The sequence below is a fragment of the Dietzia sp. E1 genome (genome assembly GCF_014145015.1).
In the GTDB taxonomy this organism is placed as follows: domain Bacteria; phylum Actinomycetota; class Actinomycetes; order Mycobacteriales; family Mycobacteriaceae; genus Dietzia; species Dietzia cinnamea_A.
The window spans coordinates 1-15993 of sequence record NZ_JAALDU010000126.1; the positions used below are offsets into that span (position 1 = coordinate 1).

Here is a 15993-nt window from a genome sequence, read left to right on the forward strand (position 1 = left end):
GGACTTCTACGAGCGGCTCGCGGGCTGGGTGGCCCCGGGCGGCACGCTGTTCATCGTGGGGCACCTCCACCACGGAGAGCGCGGAGCGCACGGCCACCACGGCGCCGCGGGGCATCCCCACCACGGCGCCCACCCGCCGGCCGAGGCTAGTGCGACCGCCGCCGGGATCACCTCGGTGCTCGGGCGGGACCGGTGGCGGATCGACACCGCGCTCGAGTGCTCACGCGAGATGGCCGGGCGCGGCGGCGCCGCGGTGACCGTGCACGATGTCGTCGTCAGGGCCACCCGGAGGACGTGACCGCCGGCGCGTACCTCACCCGCCGGCGGGGCGGGTGAGGTAACTGTTCTCACATGCCCCGCGTCATCCCCGCTCACCCCGTCTACGGCCATCCCTCCGAGGAGAGGGTCGTCGACCTGCTCCGGGACCAGCTGGCCGACGACTGCCTCGTCGTGGTGGGGCAGCGGGTGTCGACGGCGGAGAAGGAGCACGAGGTCGACGCCCTCGTCGCGATGCCCGGTGCCGGGATCGTGGCCATCGAGATCAAGTCCGGGCAGATCACCGTCGAGGACGGACGCTGGGTGCAGGGCAGTGGCGGCAAGCAGTTCACGATCGACCCGGTGACGCAGTGCCGCGAGGCGCTGTACGCCCTGCGTGGTTACGTCAGCGAGGACCCACGCTGGCCGCGACAACACCAGCGCTGGACCCACCTGCTCGTCTTCCCCAACGCCTCGATCCCCGGCGACTTCGCGCTGCCGCAGATCAGCCGCGACCGGATCGTGGACCGGGACCAACTCGATCAACTCGCGTCGGTCGCGCACCGGGTCGCGCGGGAGTCCGGACCGGCCGACCGCCCGTTCCTCGCCGCGGACACGGTCGACAGACTGGCCGAGATCCTCGGCGGTCGCGGGTTGCCGCAGCGCGACGTGGTGGCGCGTGCCGCGGAGAACGCCGACATCGCCGACGCGCTCACCCGCGAACAGTCGGTGCTGCTGCGCGCGTTCGACGCCCTCCCGCGCGTCGAGATCCGCGGCGGCGCCGGGAGCGGCAAGACCTACCTCGCTCTCGAGCAGGCCCGCCGGCTGTCGCGAGACGGGCAGCGGGTGGCATTGATCTGCTATTCCCACGGCCTGGCCAGCTACCTCAGGCGCGTCACCAACGGATGGAAGCGGCGCGAACGGCCCGCCTACGTCGGGGAGTTCCACGCCCTCGGTGTGGAATGGGGCGCCCCGGCGGGGCCCGACGAGCGCATCCGGTCCGCCGAGTCGGTGAGGTGGTGGGAGGAGGAGCTCCCGCGGTTGATGTCCGAGCTGGCCGACGGGCTGCCCGGCGGCCGGCGTTTCGACGCCGTGATCGTGGACGAGGCCCAGGACTTCGCCGACAGCTGGTGGCAGCCCGTGATCGGGGCTCTGCGCGACCGGGAGAACGGTCGCCTCATGATCGTCGGTGACGTCGGGCAGAGCGTCTTCCAGCGGGCGGGTCGACCGCCCGTGGACCTCGTGCCCCTCGTGCTGGATCACAACCTCCGCAACACCCGGCAGATCGCCAGCGCGTTCCTCCCGCTCGTCGGACACCGCATGGAGCTGCGGGGAGGGTCCGGCCCCGCGGTGCGGTACGTCGACGTCCCGGAGGGGGCCGACCCGATCGCGGTGGGAGACGACGAGGCCATGCGGCTGCTCGACGAGGGCTGGGAGCCCGGTGACGTCGCCCTGCTGACGATCGGCTCACGCCACCCGATGCAGGTGGAGCTGCAGGAGGACGGCAACGACGCCTACTGGGAGACGTTCTGGAGCGGAGAGGACATCTTCTACGGACATGTCCTGGGCTTCAAGGGACTCGAGCGGCGGGCGGTTGTGCTGGTGTGCAACGGGTACGAGGGCATCGACCGCCTCCGCGAACGCATCTACGTGGGTCTGTCGAGGGCGACCGACGTGCTCGTCGTGGTGGGGGAGATCGACTGCTGAGTCAGGTGCCCCGGATACACGCCACCGCCCCGACCTCGTGAGAGGCCGGGGCGGCGGGATGAGTCGACACCGCGCGTCGGTGCGAGGCGGGAGGTCAGCTCCCGAGGTCGGACGAGCCCTCGACGATCTCGGCCTGCTCGGTGCGCTGGGTGCCGTGCGAGACGGCGATCTTGCGCGGCTGCGCCTCCTCGGCCACCGGGATCACCAGCCGGAGGACACCGTCGGTGTAGTCGGCCTCGATCTTGTCGGTGGCCAGGCCCTTGCCCAGAGCGAGTTGGCGGGCGAACGCGCCCGACTGGCGCTCGTGCATGAGCCACTGGCCGTCGCCGTCGATCGGGGAGCGACGCTCGGCCCGCACGGTCAGCGTGCGGTCCTCCACGTCGATGTCGATGCTCGCCGGATCGACGCCGGGCATGTCGATGAGGCCGATGAAGCGGTCACCCTCGCGGTAGAGGTCCATCGGCAGGGAGGTCGAGGCGGTCGCGCTGCGCAGCCCCTCGCCCAGGAGGCGGTCGAGCTCACGGAACGGATCAAAGCGGTTGCTGGTGGCCATCGCAGGTCTCCTTCAGGACTGATCGGGGAGCGCCCGGTCTCTCCGGGATCGCACCTCGTCCAACGGAGTCCATGCGTTGAGTATTCCCGACTCATCTTTCCTTGCTCGAGGCAGTCAGGTGGCGGGTGACGAACTCGTCCTCGGTGCACGGTCGGCTGATCCCGAATCCCTGAGCGAGAGCGATCCCCTCCCGGCTGACCACGTCGAGCACCCCGGACGAGCCGACGTGTTCGGCCACCGCCTGCATGCCCAGCTCGGCGGCGAGGTCGACGATGGAACGCACGATCGTGCAGTCGGTCTCGGACGTGTCCAGTTCGGCGACGAACTCCCCGTCGATCTTGGCGAAGTCGAACAGCAGGTGCCGCAGGTAGAGCAACGAGGCGAACCCGGTGCCGAAGTCGTCCAGTGCCAGGCTGACTCCGGCTGCGCGCAGTCGCTGCGCCAACGATCGCGCCGCGGAGACGTCGTTCACGGGCGAGGTCTCGGTCAGTCGGCCTCGAGCGCGCGCTCGAGCCGGTTCTTCCACTCCACCCGGGTGCGGATGCGCTGACGGGGCCCCTCGCTCCGACCCACGACCATCACGCCGTCACGTCCCGTGTTCTTGACGTCGTACATCAGCCGGTCGGCCGCGACGACCGGATCCACACCCTGCTCGTCGGCCGCCTCGAGCGCGGCCCCTCCGATCGACACGCTGAGCTTCCGCTTCGCGCCGTCCAGAGACCGCGCGTAGTCACGCACCTGCTCGACGAGTAGGTCGGCGACGGCTCGCACCCGGTCACGGTCGGCGCGGGGCATCGGGATCGCGAACTCGTCCCCTCCCAGCCGGGTGATGAGATCCGACGGGCCCGTGGACGCGGCGAGGATCGAGGCGACGCACTTGAGGATCTCGTCTCCCGCGGCGTGACCGAACGTGTCGTTGATGTCCTTGAACCCGTCGAGGTCGAGGACCAGCACCCCGCCGCCCCGGCCGTCCAGCCGATGCTTGCCGTGGTGGCGGATCAGTTCACGTTCGAACCGGCGCCGGTTGAGCAGGCCGGTCAGCGGATCGCTCTCCGCCAGCATCTCGAGCTCGCGCATCACCCGGTGGTGATCGGTCACATCGCGGATCAGCAGGAGCGCCCGGTCCGGGTTCTCCCCGCCGTCCGGGACGAGCGGCGAAGCGCTCAGCTCGAATGCCCGTTCCTCTCCGGAGGCGTCGGCGTGCAGGAAGTTCTGGGCCCTCACCGTCTCTCCACGCAGGGCCCGTGCCGATGGGATGTCCTCCGCGGGGATCCGTGTCCACTGTTCGTCCTGTGGCATGATCACGCGCTGTCGACCGTCCTCGCCCGTAGGTCACGCCGCCGGCGTTCAGTGCGGTGGCGTCTCCGTCGGCGGTGACCGTGACCAGCGCGTCCGGGATGGTCTCGGTGACGGCCCGCAACTCCACCGCGCGGTGCTCCGCGGTGGCCGCGACCCCGGTGAGATCGTCGTTGAGCCGGACGAACTCGTTGACCGCGGTCGCCACCACCAGAGAGATGAGGGACGCGACGATCATCACCAGGTAGAGGCGGACCGTCACCGACACGGGGTCGAACTCGACGCCGAGCATCGAGCCCGACGTGACCCAGGCCAGTAGCGAGATCAGTACGACGGTGTACATGGAGTGGACCGCGGCGACCGCGGTGGTGGAGCGCACGCCGCTCCAGAAGAGCGGCAGCAGGATCAGGAGGGCCAGCGGCAGGTACGGGCTCAACAAAAAGGCGATCACGCCGGTCACGGTGGTCGCGCCGTACGCGACGGCCACGTCGAGCACCGACGCCCGGCGCCGTTCCCCCCGGCGCCAGAGCAGCGCGAGCCCGGTCCCCGTCACCCACAGGACGTTGGCGAGGTTGCGCAGCACCCACACGACACCCTCGGTGAACGCCGGGGCGGTCCCGTCCAGGGTCAGGGCGACCGCCGCGACCGTCCACCCCACCGCCGCACCGACGAACGCCGCGGTGAACAGGCGTAAGACGTCGTAGGGGGTCGCCAGCCGGCCGATGTTCTCGCGGACTGACCGCTCGACCGGCGCCCGCTCGTACCGGGTGAGACTGTCTACGCCCCGACCCACCGGGACCAGTGCGAGGGCCACCCAGCGTGTGATGACCCCCGCGATGAGATTGGCCAACGCCAGGACGAATGACTCGGACCATCCGAGGCCCGTCCAGACGGTCATCACGGTGAGCACCACGGTCGTCACCACGACGTAGGCGCAGTACTCCGCGCGGTCGCGCAGGACGAGCGCCCACAGGGCGATCACGCCCGCGACGGGCCAGTGCAGTGAGACGCCGGACTCCTGGAGCTCACCGAGACGCCCGAAGGCCGTGGCCACGAGCAGGACGACGGCGAACACCGCCGAGCGGCGCGGGGTCGTCCACGACTGCATCGGCCAATGTTGACAGCGCCCCGCCGTTCGAGGAGGTGAACCGATCCGGTCCCGCCCTTCCCGGCGACGGTCACCGATTCTCCAGGGCCACCCGGAAGTCGACGGTGCCGTCCGGCGCGACCGTGACGAATCCCAGGCTGGGGGGTTCCACCCCCAGGTCGGTCCACGTCACCGGGATCGCACCGGAGGCGATGATCTGACCGCCCGACCGGAGCACCGTCACCTCGACGGGCGTCCGGACGGTGGTGCCCTTGACGGTGAGGTCGACCTGCATCGGCACGGTCGCGGTGGTGCCGTCGTCGGGCACGGCGCCCAGGTCGACGGGATCGGCCACCTCGAGGGTCGAAACGGGGTGCCCGGCCACGTCGAGGATGTCGGCCGAGCGGGCCATCTCGTCGCGCGCGCCGATGTCGGTGGACAGGCCGCCCATGTCCACCTCGAAACGGCCCGTCTCGAGCACGCCCTCCGCGATCACGGCCTCGCCGCTCACCTTGTTCGTCGTGCCGACGACCGTCACCGGCTCGCCGCGGAGCATCTCGTCCACGGTGTACCCGGCGACGGTGCCGTTGGGCGGGATGCCGGGCACGACGACCCAGGTGCCGTCGAGGTCGGTCGCCGCGGCGTCGGCGGCCTCGACGTCGATCACCGTCGGCGCGGTGTCATCACCGCCGCGAGCGGCCTTGTAGACGAACGGTGCGGCGAGGACGACGACGAGGACGACGGCGAGGGCACCGACCACCCACAGGAGTTTCCGCATGCCGACGAGCATAGAAAGCGGGGGCCGCGGAAGGATGAGCGCCGGCTGACAATCCGTGCGCGGCGTGTGCGTGGGTCGCACGACCCGCCCGGCGGTCACCCGGGCAGGTGGCCCGAGTCGCGGACGCCGTCGGCGGCACTAGACTATTCGGGTGGCCGCGCGGGTCATGGCCCACCGTGTGCTCGCGACACGGGCGCCGATCCGGCCCGCGGCCACGGTGCTCCCGAGGAAAGGCCACACCATGCTCTCCCGCATCGACCTGCGCGGTCGCTCTCTCGGCACGGCCGAGCTGAGGCGTACGCTCCCGCGCGGCGCCGCCGACGTCGACTCCGTCGTCGACACCGTCCGTCCGGTGGTCGAGGCGGTCCGCGAGCACGGAGCCGGGGCAGCACTCGACCACGGCGAGAAATTCGACTCGGTGCGGCCGGCCTCGGTGCGCGTGCCCGCCGACGTCATCGCCCGCGCGGCCGAGGAACTCGACCCTGACATCCGGGCCGCACTGGCCGAGGCCATCAGGCGCGCGCGCATCGTCCACTCGGCGCAACGGCGCAGCGACAGCGTCACCGAGGTCGCCCCGGGCGGGTTCGTCACCGAGAAGTGGGTGCCCGTCGAGCGGGTGGGGCTCTACGTCCCGGGAGGCAAGGCCGTCTACCCCTCCAGCGTCATCATGAACGTCGTCCCGGCCCAGGTCGCCGGCGTCGGATCCCTCGTCGTGTCCTCACCGCCGCAGGCCGACTTCGGCGGATGGCCGCACCCGACCATCCTCGCCGCGTGTTCGCTCCTCGGAGTGGACGAGGTCTGGGCCGTCGGCGGCGCGCAGGCCGTCGCGCTCCTCGCCTACGGAGGGGAGGACACCGATGGCGAGGCCCTCGAGCCCGTCGACATGGTCACCGGCCCCGGCAACGTCTACGTCACCGCCGCCAAGCGGCTGTGCCGCAGCGTCGTGGGCATCGACTCCGAGGCCGGCCCCACCGAGATCGCCGTCCTCGCCGACGAGACCGCCGACCCGGTGCACGTCGCCTACGACCTCATCAGCCAGGCCGAGCACGACCCGAACGCCGCCAGCGTCCTCGTCACGGACTCGGAGTTGCTCGCCGATGCGGTCGACCGCGAGATCGAGGCCCGGTACGACGTCACCCTCAACTCCGAGCGCGTGCGCGAGGCACTCGAGGGGCCGCAGTCGGGCATCGTCCTGGTCGACGACATCGACGCCGGCCTCAAGGTGGTCGACGCGTACGCCGCCGAGCACCTCGAGGTGCAGACCCGCGACTCCGCCGCCGACGCCGCGCGCGTCCGCAACGCCGGCGCCGTCTTCGTCGGCGCCTATTCGCCGGTCCCGCTCGGCGACTACGCCGCCGGGTCCAACCACGTTCTGCCCACCTCCGGCACCGCCCGCCACTCGTCGGGCCTGAGCGTGCAGACCTTCCTCCGCGGCATCCACGTCGTCGACTACGACCAGGCCGCCCTCAAGGAGATCGCCCCCACGGTCGTGGCGCTGGCCGACGCCGAGCGGCTGCCCGCCCACGGCGAGGCCGTGCGCGCCCGCTTCGAGGACCTCGCCGCGGGGCGGGACGAGCGATGACCGCCGGCCCCCGCCCCGGTGTCGGCCTCGACGCCCTGCCGCTCCGGGACAACCTCCGTGGCCAGAGCGCGTACGGCGCGCCCCAGCTCGAGGTCCCCGTCCAGCTCAACACCAACGAGAACCCGCACCCGCCCGGCCCCGCGCTGGTCGCCGACATCGCCGCAGCCGTGTCCGCCGCCGCGACGGACCTCAACCGCTACCCCGACCGCGACGCCGTCGGACTGCGCACCGACCTGGCCGCGTACCTCACCCGTCAGACCGGTGTCGCCGTGGACGTCGACATGGTGTGGGCCGCCAACGGCTCCAACGAGATCCTTCAACAGCTGCTGCAGGCGTTCGGTGGTCCCGGGCGGTCGGCCATGGGGTTCGTGCCCAGCTACTCGATGCACCCCATCCTCGCGTCCGGCACCGATACCGAGTGGATCCCCGTGCCGCGGGGCGAGGATCTGTCGATCGACGTCGACGCCGCGTTGGCGGCGATCGACCGCCACCGGCCGGACCTGCTGTTCGTCACCACCCCCAACAACCCCACCGGTCACGTCGTGGACCTCGACGACCTGCGTCGACTGCTCGACGCCGCGCCCGGCATCGTGGTGGTGGACGAGGCGTACGCGGAGTTCTCCCCGTCGCCGAGCGCCTGCACCCTGCTGGCCGAGTATCCGGCGAAACTGGTCGTGTCGCGCACGATGAGCAAGGCCTTCGCGTTCGCCGGCGGTCGCCTCGGCTACTTCGCGGCCGACCCGTCCTTCGTCGAGGCGGTACTGCTCGTGCGACTGCCGTACCACCTGTCGATGATCGCGCAGGCCGCCGCCCGCGCCGCCCTGCGTCACGCGGACGAGACGCTGGCCTCGGTCGCGCTCCTCGCGGAGGAGCGCAAGCGCGTCACCGCCGGACTCGAGGAGCAGGGCTACGAGGTGCTGCCCAGCGAGGCCAACTTCGTGCTCTACGGCCCGTTCGCGGACGCCGGCCGCGCGTGGCAGCGCTACCTCGACGCCGGAGTGCTGATCCGTGACGTGGGCATCCCAGGTCGGCTTCGTGCGACCATCGGGCTCGAGCACGAGAACGACCGGCTGCTGCAGGTGAGCGCCGACCTGGCGGCCGATGAGATCGCCACCGGAACCGAGGAGAGACGATGAGCGAGCACAACGCGCGGCGGGCACGCGTCGACAGGACGACCAAGGAGTCGTCGATCGTCGTGGAGATCGACCTCGACGGCACCGGTCAGACCGACATCTCGACCGGGGTGCCGTTCTTCGACCACATGCTCACCGCCTTCGGGCAGCACGGCGCCTTCGACCTCACGGTCCGCGCCACGGGCGACATCGAGATCGAGGCTCACCACACCGTCGAGGACACGGCGATCGTCCTGGGCCAGGCGTTCGGTCAGGCACTGGGGGACAAGCGCGGGATCCGACGTTTCGGACAGTGTTCGATCCCCATGGACGAGACGCTCGCGGAGGCCGTCGTCGACGTCTCCGGCCGTCCCTACTGCGTGCACACCGGTGAGCCGGACATGATGCTCGGTTACCTCATCGTGGGCCACGACAGCGCGCCGTACGGCACGGTCCTCAACCGGCACGTGTTCGAGACCCTGGCCTACAACGCCCGCATCGCCCTCCACGTCCGCGTGCACTACGGACGCGACCCGCACCACATCACCGAGGCGGAGTACAAGGCCGTGGCCCGCGCGCTGCGCGCCGCCGTCGAGCCCGACCCGCGCATCACGGGGATCCCGTCGACCAAGGGCGCGCTGTGATGCCGGCGTGAACGCGCGGGTAGAGAACCCGGGGGCGTTCGCACGCCTGGCCCGCACCTCCGGCGTCCCCGCGGCCTTCGTCCTGGTCCTGCTCGCGTTCGGCGGTTTCTCGCTGCTCCTGCCGGTCGTCCCGCTCGCGGTCGTCCGCGGCGGCGGCAGTGAACTCGTCGCCGGGGCCACCACCGGCGTGTTCATGACGGTGACGGTCCTGTTCCAGCTGGCCACCCCCCGGTTCACGGGGATCATCGGGTACCGGTGGGTGCTCGGGATCGGCAGCGCCCTGCTGGGCTTGCCCTCGGGCCTGCTGGCGGTCTTCGACGGGTCGTTCGCGGTGCTGGCCATCAGCGGAGTGCGCGGCGCCGGCTTCGGCATGATGACGGTCGCCGGTTCCGCGCTCGTCGCCGAACTGGCACCGCCGGGCATGCTGGGACGCGCGACCTCGCTGATCGGCCTCGCCGTGGGCATCTCCGAGGCGCTCTTCCTGCCGGTCGGGCTGTGGCTGCTCGACCTGTTCGGGCTGCCGACGGTGGCCTGGGCCGCCACGGCCTTCGGCGTCGTCGGACTCGTCGCCGCGGTGCGTCTGCCACACGTCTTCCCGACCCCGCCCGTGGGGTCCGACCACGAGGGGATGGGACCCCGGAAGGTGCTGTTCCTCCTCGCCGGACCGTTCCTGGTGATGGTCGCGGTGACGCTGCCCTACGGCGCGGCGGCCTCGTTCCTGTCGCCGGCCCTCGACTCGATCGTCTCCGGCAGCGGCGCCGTCGTCGCCGGGCTGGGGCTCGGCCTGCTGGGCGCCGGCGTCATCGTCGGCCGCACCGTCGCGGGACTCGTGTCGGACCGGCGCGGCCCCGGCGCGCTGGTGTGGCCCGGACTGGGTGTCGCAGCTCTCGGAATGCTGGGCATCGCCTGGCTGTTGACACTGGAGGCGAACCCCTGGTGGTTCCTCGTCCCGACCGTGGTCTTCGGCCTCGGGTTCGGCGCCATCCAGAACGAGGCCCTCGTGGGCTCGTTCGAGCGGATGCCGCGTTCCCGGCTGGGCACCGCGTCCGCGTCGTGGAACATCTCCTTCGACGCCGGCACCGGGCTCGGGTCGGTGGTCATGGGTGGGTTCGCGGGCTTCGGTTACGTCGTGCTGTTCACGGTCGCGGCCGGGATCGTCCTCGTGGTGGGCGGCCCGGCGGCGGTGGGAGCACGCCGCACGCGGCCCGTACGAGATCTGGCCTCAGACGACAGCGGCGATAAGGTGAACTCATGACGAAGACGGCCCCGCGGGTAGCGCTCCTGGACTACGGCTCCGGCAACCTGCGCTCGGCTCACCGCGCTCTCGAGCGTGTCGGCGCCCGGGTGGAGCTGACCTCCGACCCGCTGGTGGCGACCGAGTCTGAGGCGCTCGTCGTGCCCGGCGTCGGTGCGTTCGCCGCCTGCATGAAGGGCCTCGAAGCGGTCAAGGGGCCCCGCATCATCGGAGAGCGTCTCGCGGGCGGTCGCCCGGTTCTCGGCATCTGCGTGGGTATGCAGGTGATGTTCGAGCGCGGAACCGAGTTCTCGGACGGCGAGCACGAGGACTCTCCCGGCGCCCCCGGCTGTGGGGAGTGGCCCGGTGTCGTGGAGAAGCTCGACGCCCCCGTCCTGCCGCACATGGGATGGAACACCGTCGAGGCGCCCGCGAGCACCGTGCTGTTCGCCGGAATGCCCGCCGACGAGCGCTTCTACTTCGTGCACTCCTACGGCGTCCAGCGGTGGGAGATGGAGCCCTCCGACCACCTGCGCGCCCCCGACGTCACGTGGGCGGAGCACGGGACCCGGTTCATCGCCGCGGTCGAGAACGGCCCGCTGTCGGCCACCCAGTTCCACCCCGAGAAGTCCGGGGACGCCGGCCTGCAGCTCCTCGAGAACTGGATCCGCTCTGTCGCCTGAGAGCGACCGCGGCCCGGCCGCGGTGTCGTTCGCCGCGCTCGCCATGGCGGTGGCGGGGGCGGGCGTCCTGGTTCTCGCGCTCACCGCGCTCGCGGTCGCACTGCTGCCCCTGCCGCCCGCCGGGCGCGCGGTCGTCGCCCTCGTCGGGGTCGTCGCGACGGTGGCGGCGATGGGCCTGACGTCGCGCCGGATCACCGATCGCGCGATCCGCGCCGAGTACGGCGAGGAGCCCGGCGGGCAGGCGGAGCGTCCCGCTGACGACGGACTAGGCTGATGCCCGTGACCAACGCCAGATACCTCGAACTCCTGCCCGCCGTCGACGTCGCCGACGGGCAGGCCGTCCGCCTCGTCCAGGGCGAGGCCGGGACGGAGACCTCCTACGGTGCACCGCTCGACGCGGCGATGCAGTGGCAGAACGACGGCGCCGAGTGGGTACACCTGGTGGACCTGGACGCCGCGTTCGGACGGGGCACCAACCGGGAGCTGCTCGCCGAGGTCGTGCGGGCGCTCGACGTCAAGGTCGAGATGTCCGGCGGGATCCGCGATGACGAGTCGCTCGAGGCCGCGCTCGCCACCGGCTGCGCGCGCGTCAACCTGGGCACCGCCGCGCTCGAGAACCCCGAGTGGTGCGCCTCGGCCATCGCCCGCCACGGTGACCGCATCGCGGTGGGTCTCGACGTGCGGGTCATCGACGGCGAGCCGCGGCTGCGCGGCCGGGGATGGGTCTCCGACGGCGGCAACCTGTGGGAGGTCCTAGAACGCCTCGACAAGGACGGGTGCGCCCGCTACGTCGTCACCGACGTGTCCAAGGACGGCATGCTCAACGGGCCCAACCTGGAGATGCTCTCCCAGGTGTGCGCTGCCACCGACGCGCCGGTGGTGGCCTCCGGTGGCGTCTCGTCCGTCGCGGATCTCGAGGCCATCGCCTCGCTGGTGCCGCAGGGCGTGGAGGGGGCCATCGTGGGCAAGGCCCTCTACGCCGGTCGGTTCACCCTTCCCGAAGCGCTCGCCGCCGTCAGCGGCCGCTGAATCCGTCGAGCGCCGTGTTCACCCGGTAGCTCCACCCCCGCACGACCTCGAGCAGGAGGCCCGAGATGTCAGATCAGACCGGAAACACCCTGCCGACGGATGTCCCCGTCGACCCCGCCGAGGCGCTCGCGCTGGCGACGCGGGTGCTCGACGAGGTGACGCCCCGGTTCGTCGAGGGCGTCGGCGCCCCCGGCGTCCAGAACAAGGGCGCACGGAACGACTTCGCCACCGAGCTGGACCTGGAACTGGAGCGCCGGATCTCCGACGCGCTGCGTGAGGGGACGGGCCTCGAGGTGCACGGTGAGGAGTTCGGCGGCCCGCCCGTGAACGAGGGCACGCTGTGGGTGGTCGACCCGATCGACGGAACCGCCAACTACTCGCTGGGCATCCCGACGGCGGGGATCCTCGTCGCGTTGGTCCACGAGCGCCAGCCGGTGCTCGGCCTGACGTGGCTGCCGTTGCTCGGCCTGACGTTCACCTCGATCGCCGGTGGGCCGCTCATGGAGAACGGCGTCGAGTCCCCGCGGATGTCGGATGTCTCCATCCGCGACGTGGCACTCGGACTCGGCTCTCTCAATACCGGCGCCCGGACCACGTACCCGCCGGCCTACCGCCGCGAGGTGTTCGAACAGCTCACCCTCGACGCCGCGCGGACCCGCAAGTTCGGCTCGACCGGTGTCGACCTGTCGTTCGTCGCGTCAGGGCGGCTGTCCGCCGCGGTGAGCTTTGGCAACTACGCCTGGGACAACGCCGCGGGCGCCTCCCACATCCGTGCCGCGGGCGGTGTGGTCACCGACCTCACGGGTGGACCGTGGTCCATCGACTCGCCCTCGCTGCTGGCGGCGGCCCCGCGCGCCCACGCGGAGGTGTTGGACACGGTCCGGCAGCTCGGTGAGCCGGGAAACTTCTTCGAGGCCGGTCGACGCCGATCCACGCCGGAACCCGAGAGTCCGCGCCCGTGGCTGGCCGGGGAGCGGTGATCCGGCCATGACACTCGCCACCAGGGTCATCCCGTGTCTCGACGTCGACGCCGGCCGTGTGGTCAAGGGCGTGAACTTCCTCGATCTCCGCGACGCCGGCGATCCCGTGGAGCTCGCCGCGGCCTATGACGCGCAGGGAGCGGACGAGCTCACGTTCCTCGATGTCACCGCGTCGTCCGCGGGTCGCGGCACCATGATCGACGTGGTCCGCCGCACGGCCGAGCAGGTCTTCATCCCACTCACCGTGGGCGGCGGCGTCCGTGCCGAAGAGGACGTCGACCAGCTCCTGCGGGCCGGCGCCGACAAGGTCAGCGTAAACACCGCGGCCATCGCCCGACCTGAGCTACTCGGTGAGCTCAGCCGGCGCTTCGGTTCGCAGTGCATCGTGCTCTCCGTCGACGCGCGCACCGTGCCCGAGGGCTCAGAGCCGACGCCGTCGGGGTGGGAGGTCACCACGCACGGTGGCCGCCGCGGCACCGGCATCGACGCCGTCGAGTGGGCCCGGCGCGGGCAGGAGCTGGGCGTGGGGGAGATCCTGCTCAACTCGATGGACGCCGACGGCATCAAGGAGGGTTTCGACCTGGCGATGGTGCGGGCGGTCCGTGAGGCCGTGTCGATCCCCGTCATCGCCTCGGGAGGCGCGGGCGCGGTGGAGCACTTCGCGCCCGCCGTCCACGCCGGGGCGGACGCGGTGCTGGCCGCCAGCGTCTTCCACTTCGGGGAGATGACCGTCGGCGACGTCAAGAAGGCGCTCGCGGCCGAGGGGATCACGGTCCGATGACCGCGCAGGTCCTGGACCGGTCCATCGCCGAGCGGCTCTCACGCAATGCCGACGGCCTGATCGCGGCCGTCGTGCAGGACGCCACCTCGGGTCGGGTGCTCATGATGGCGTGGATGGACGACGCCGCACTCGCCGAGACCCTGGCGACCCGCCGCGGCGTGTACTACTCGCGCTCGCGGGGTCAGCGCTGGGTGAAGGGGGAGACCTCGGGCCACGTGCAGCACGTCCGTAGCGTGGAGATCGACTGCGACGGGGACACAGTCCTGCTCCGGGTCGACCAGACCGGGGCGGCGTGCCACAACGGCACGACCAGTTGTTTCGACACCGCCACACTTCTCGGGGAGGACTGATCGCCGTGCCGTTCATCCAGATCAACCAGCTCGACGGGATGACCGCGGAGGGCAAGGCCCGCGTCATCGAGGCCGTCACCGCGGCGTACGCGGAGGCCTCGGGCAAGGACCCCGCGAAGGTGTGGGTCCATGTCAACGACATGCCGCACGACTCCTTCGGCATCGGCGGCAAGGCCCTCGGATGAGCACCGCGACCACCACGTTGGAGCAGTTCCGCGCGCTCGCCGCGGGGCACCGGGTGGTGCCGGTCGTGCGCACGGTCCTCGCCGACTCCGAGACCCCGCTCTCGGCTTACGTCAAGCTGGCGGGGGACCGGCCGGGCACGTTCCTGTTGGAGTCGGCCGAACACGGGCGCTCCTGGTCACGGTGGTCGTTCATCGGCTGTGGCGCGGCGGCCGCGCTGACGGTCGACGAGGCCGGCGAGGCGACGTGGTGGGGCAGCGTCCCCGCCGGCGCGCCGACCGGCGGTGATCCGCTGGACGCCCTCCGACGGACCCTCGAGCTGCTGCGGACCGACCAGATCGTGGGCCTGCCGCCGCTGACGTCCGGGATGGTCGGTTACCTGGGGTATGACATCGTCCGCAGGCTCGAGCGGATCGCCCCCGACACGATCGACGACCTACGGGTGCCGGAGCTCGTCCAGTTGCTGGCCACGGATCTGGCCGCCTTCGACCACCACGAGGGCCGGATCCATCTCATCGCCAACGCCGTCAACTGGGACGGCAGCGACGAGCGGGTGGACGAGGCGTATGCGGACGCGGTCGAGCGGCTGGAGTCGATGACGGCGCGTCTCGCCGAGCCCGGCGCCGGCGGGGTGAGCGTGTTCGACACACCTGATCCGCGGGTGCGTCGTCGCACCGACGAGCCCACCTATCACTCGCGGGTCGCCGACATCATCGAGCAGATCCACGCGGGCGAGGCGTTCCAGGTGGTGCTGAGCCAGCGCTTCGAGGTCGACACCGACGCCTCGCCGCGCGATGTGTACCGCATCCTGCGGACCACCAACCCCAGCCCGTACATGTTCCTCATGACGATCCCGGACGGCACGGGGCCGGACGGGTTCGGCGGGACGGCGTTCACGATCGTGGGATCGAGCCCGGAGGCTCTGGTCACCGTGGTCGACGGCGTCGCCACGACCCACCCCATCGCGGGGACGAGGCCCAGGGGTGACGACGACGAGCACGACATCCTGCTCGCCAAGGACCTGGTGGACGACGCCAAGGAGAACGCCGAGCATCTGATGTTGGTCGACCTCGGGCGCAACGACCTGGGCCGTGTCTGCGTCCCGGGCACGGTCGAGGTGACCGAGTTCCGCCAGGTGGAGCGGTACAGCCACGTGATGCACCTCGTATCGACGGTGACGGGGCGCCTGGCCGACGGGCGGACGGGCATCGACGCGGTGACCGCGTGCTTCCCGGCCGGCACCCTCTCGGGTTCCCCGAAGCCTCGGGCCCTGCAGATCATCGAGGACCTCGAGGACACCCGCCGCGGCGTGTACGGCGGCGTGGTCGGCTACGTGGATTTCGCGGGCAACACCGATCAGGCCATCGCGATCCGCTCCGCGGTGATCAAGGACGGCACCGCGTTCGTCCAGGCCGGGGCCGGCATCGTCGCCGACTCGGTGGCGGCCTCGGAGGACGCCGAGTGTCGCAACAAGGCGATGGCGGTCCTGCGGGCCGTCTCCGCCGCGGAGACGCTGCGGCCGGCAGGGGAGTCCCGGTGAGCCGTCGCGCCCGGCTCCTGGTGCCCGTCGTCCTGCTGCTCGTCGGCGCGGCCCTGCTGTGGATCGCGTCCCGGATGGTGTGGCTCGACGTGGCCGCGTTCAACGACCAGTCGGGTGAGGCCCGGCGCGCGCTCACCGGCGCCGAGTGGCAGCCGGCTCTGGTGCCGCTCGCGCTGGGCGCCCTGGCCGCCATCGCGGC

General features: G+C 71.5%; 19 protein-coding genes and 1 pseudogene. 15 read left to right on the top strand and 5 right to left on the bottom strand.

The genetic code is table 11. The features are described 5' to 3' along the window. Both G6030_RS05275 and G6030_RS05280 read left to right on the top strand, forming a co-directional pair. Positions 1-298: pseudogene (locus G6030_RS05275) on the top strand (SAM-dependent methyltransferase); the annotation flags it as partial. 53 nt (positions 299-351) lie between these two features. After that, a complete protein-coding gene (locus G6030_RS05280) occupies positions 352-1962 on the top strand; it encodes an NERD domain-containing protein (protein WP_182642430.1) in 1611 nt (536 codons plus the stop codon). A gap of 94 nt (positions 1963-2056) precedes the next feature. On the opposite strand, the gene G6030_RS05285 is transcribed toward G6030_RS05280, so the two are convergent. The 5 genes from G6030_RS05285 to G6030_RS05300 all read right to left on the bottom strand — a co-directional run bounded on the left by G6030_RS05285 (position 2057) and on the right by G6030_RS05300 (position 5676). Continuing rightward, positions 2057-2515 carry an Hsp20/alpha crystallin family protein gene (locus G6030_RS05285; RefSeq protein ID WP_007631991.1) on the bottom strand — a complete coding sequence of 153 codons (459 nt, stop codon included), beginning with the start codon at positions 2513-2515 and terminating at the stop codon, positions 2057-2059. Between the two features lie 91 nt (positions 2516-2606). Beyond that, entirely contained in the window at positions 2607-2987 is a 381-nt protein-coding gene (locus G6030_RS05290) for an EAL domain-containing protein (protein WP_182642431.1), read from the bottom strand. 14 nt (positions 2988-3001) lie between these two features. Next, positions 3002-3592: a GGDEF domain-containing protein gene (locus G6030_RS05295; RefSeq protein WP_241724178.1), complete on the bottom strand. Its 591-nt coding sequence runs from the start codon at positions 3590-3592 to the stop codon at positions 3002-3004. Then, positions 3519-4919: a hypothetical protein gene (locus G6030_RS16395; RefSeq protein ID WP_241724179.1), complete on the bottom strand. Its 1401-nt coding sequence runs from the start codon at positions 4917-4919 to the stop codon at positions 3519-3521. Before G6030_RS16395 ends, G6030_RS05295 begins: the two co-directional genes overlap by 74 nt. A gap of 70 nt (positions 4920-4989) precedes the next feature. Then, positions 4990-5676: a YceI family protein gene (locus G6030_RS05300; protein WP_241724180.1), complete on the bottom strand. Its 687-nt coding sequence runs from the start codon at positions 5674-5676 to the stop codon at positions 4990-4992. A gap of 241 nt (positions 5677-5917) precedes the next feature. Here G6030_RS05300 and hisD point away from each other — a divergent pair, with 241 nt between their 5' ends. The 13 genes from hisD to G6030_RS05365 all read left to right on the top strand — a co-directional run. Beyond that, on the top strand, positions 5918-7258 hold the full coding sequence (hisD, locus tag G6030_RS05305; protein ID WP_007632001.1) for a histidinol dehydrogenase: 1341 nt from the start codon (positions 5918-5920) through the stop codon (positions 7256-7258). Then, positions 7255-8394 carry a histidinol-phosphate transaminase gene (locus tag G6030_RS05310; RefSeq protein WP_007632004.1) on the top strand — a complete coding sequence of 380 codons (1140 nt, stop codon included), beginning with the start codon at positions 7255-7257 and terminating at the stop codon, positions 8392-8394. The genes hisD and G6030_RS05310 overlap by 4 nt, the downstream gene beginning before the upstream one ends. Continuing rightward, positions 8391-9014: an imidazoleglycerol-phosphate dehydratase HisB gene (gene hisB / locus G6030_RS05315; protein ID WP_182642434.1), complete on the top strand. Its 624-nt coding sequence runs from the start codon at positions 8391-8393 to the stop codon at positions 9012-9014. The genes G6030_RS05310 and hisB overlap by 4 nt, the downstream gene beginning before the upstream one ends. Before the next feature lie 7 nt (positions 9015-9021). Then, entirely contained in the window at positions 9022-10269 is a 1248-nt protein-coding gene (locus G6030_RS05320; RefSeq protein WP_182642435.1) for an MFS transporter, read from the top strand. Next, the gene (gene hisH / locus G6030_RS05325; protein WP_182642436.1) at positions 10266-10931 is read left to right on the top strand and encodes an imidazole glycerol phosphate synthase subunit HisH; all 666 of its coding nucleotides are present in this window, start codon (positions 10266-10268) and stop codon (positions 10929-10931) included. Before G6030_RS05320 ends, hisH begins: the two co-directional genes overlap by 4 nt. Before the next feature lie 22 nt (positions 10932-10953). After that, positions 10954-11205, top strand: a complete 252-nt coding sequence (locus G6030_RS05330) for a hypothetical protein (protein ID WP_182642437.1) — start codon at positions 10954-10956, stop codon at positions 11203-11205. Then, positions 11205-11960, top strand: coding sequence for a bifunctional 1-(5-phosphoribosyl)-5-((5-phosphoribosylamino)methylideneamino)imidazole-4-carboxamide isomerase/phosphoribosylanthranilate isomerase PriA (gene priA / locus G6030_RS05335; RefSeq protein WP_007632011.1), 756 nt, complete (start codon positions 11205-11207; stop codon positions 11958-11960). Before G6030_RS05330 ends, priA begins: the two co-directional genes overlap by 1 nt. A gap of 65 nt (positions 11961-12025) precedes the next feature. Next, the gene (locus tag G6030_RS05340; RefSeq protein ID WP_182642438.1) at positions 12026-12940 is read left to right on the top strand and encodes an inositol monophosphatase; all 915 of its coding nucleotides are present in this window, start codon (positions 12026-12028) and stop codon (positions 12938-12940) included. Positions 12941-12947: 7 nt separating this feature from the next. Beyond that, the gene (hisF, locus tag G6030_RS05345) at positions 12948-13721 is read left to right on the top strand and encodes an imidazole glycerol phosphate synthase subunit HisF (protein ID WP_182642439.1); all 774 of its coding nucleotides are present in this window, start codon (positions 12948-12950) and stop codon (positions 13719-13721) included. Further along, positions 13718-14071, top strand: a complete 354-nt coding sequence (gene hisI, locus G6030_RS05350; protein WP_182642440.1) for a phosphoribosyl-AMP cyclohydrolase — start codon at positions 13718-13720, stop codon at positions 14069-14071. Before hisF ends, hisI begins: the two co-directional genes overlap by 4 nt. Before the next feature lie 5 nt (positions 14072-14076). Further along, positions 14077-14256 carry a 4-oxalocrotonate tautomerase family protein gene (locus G6030_RS05355; RefSeq protein ID WP_007632015.1) on the top strand — a complete coding sequence of 60 codons (180 nt, stop codon included), beginning with the start codon at positions 14077-14079 and terminating at the stop codon, positions 14254-14256. Continuing rightward, positions 14253-15794, top strand: coding sequence for an anthranilate synthase component I (locus G6030_RS05360; RefSeq protein ID WP_182642441.1), 1542 nt, complete (start codon positions 14253-14255; stop codon positions 15792-15794). The genes G6030_RS05355 and G6030_RS05360 overlap by 4 nt, the downstream gene beginning before the upstream one ends. After that, positions 15791-15993: Trp biosynthesis-associated membrane protein (locus tag G6030_RS05365; protein ID WP_347238588.1), on the top strand; the 203-nt coding region annotated here is incomplete at its 3' end. The genes G6030_RS05360 and G6030_RS05365, both read left to right, overlap by 4 nt.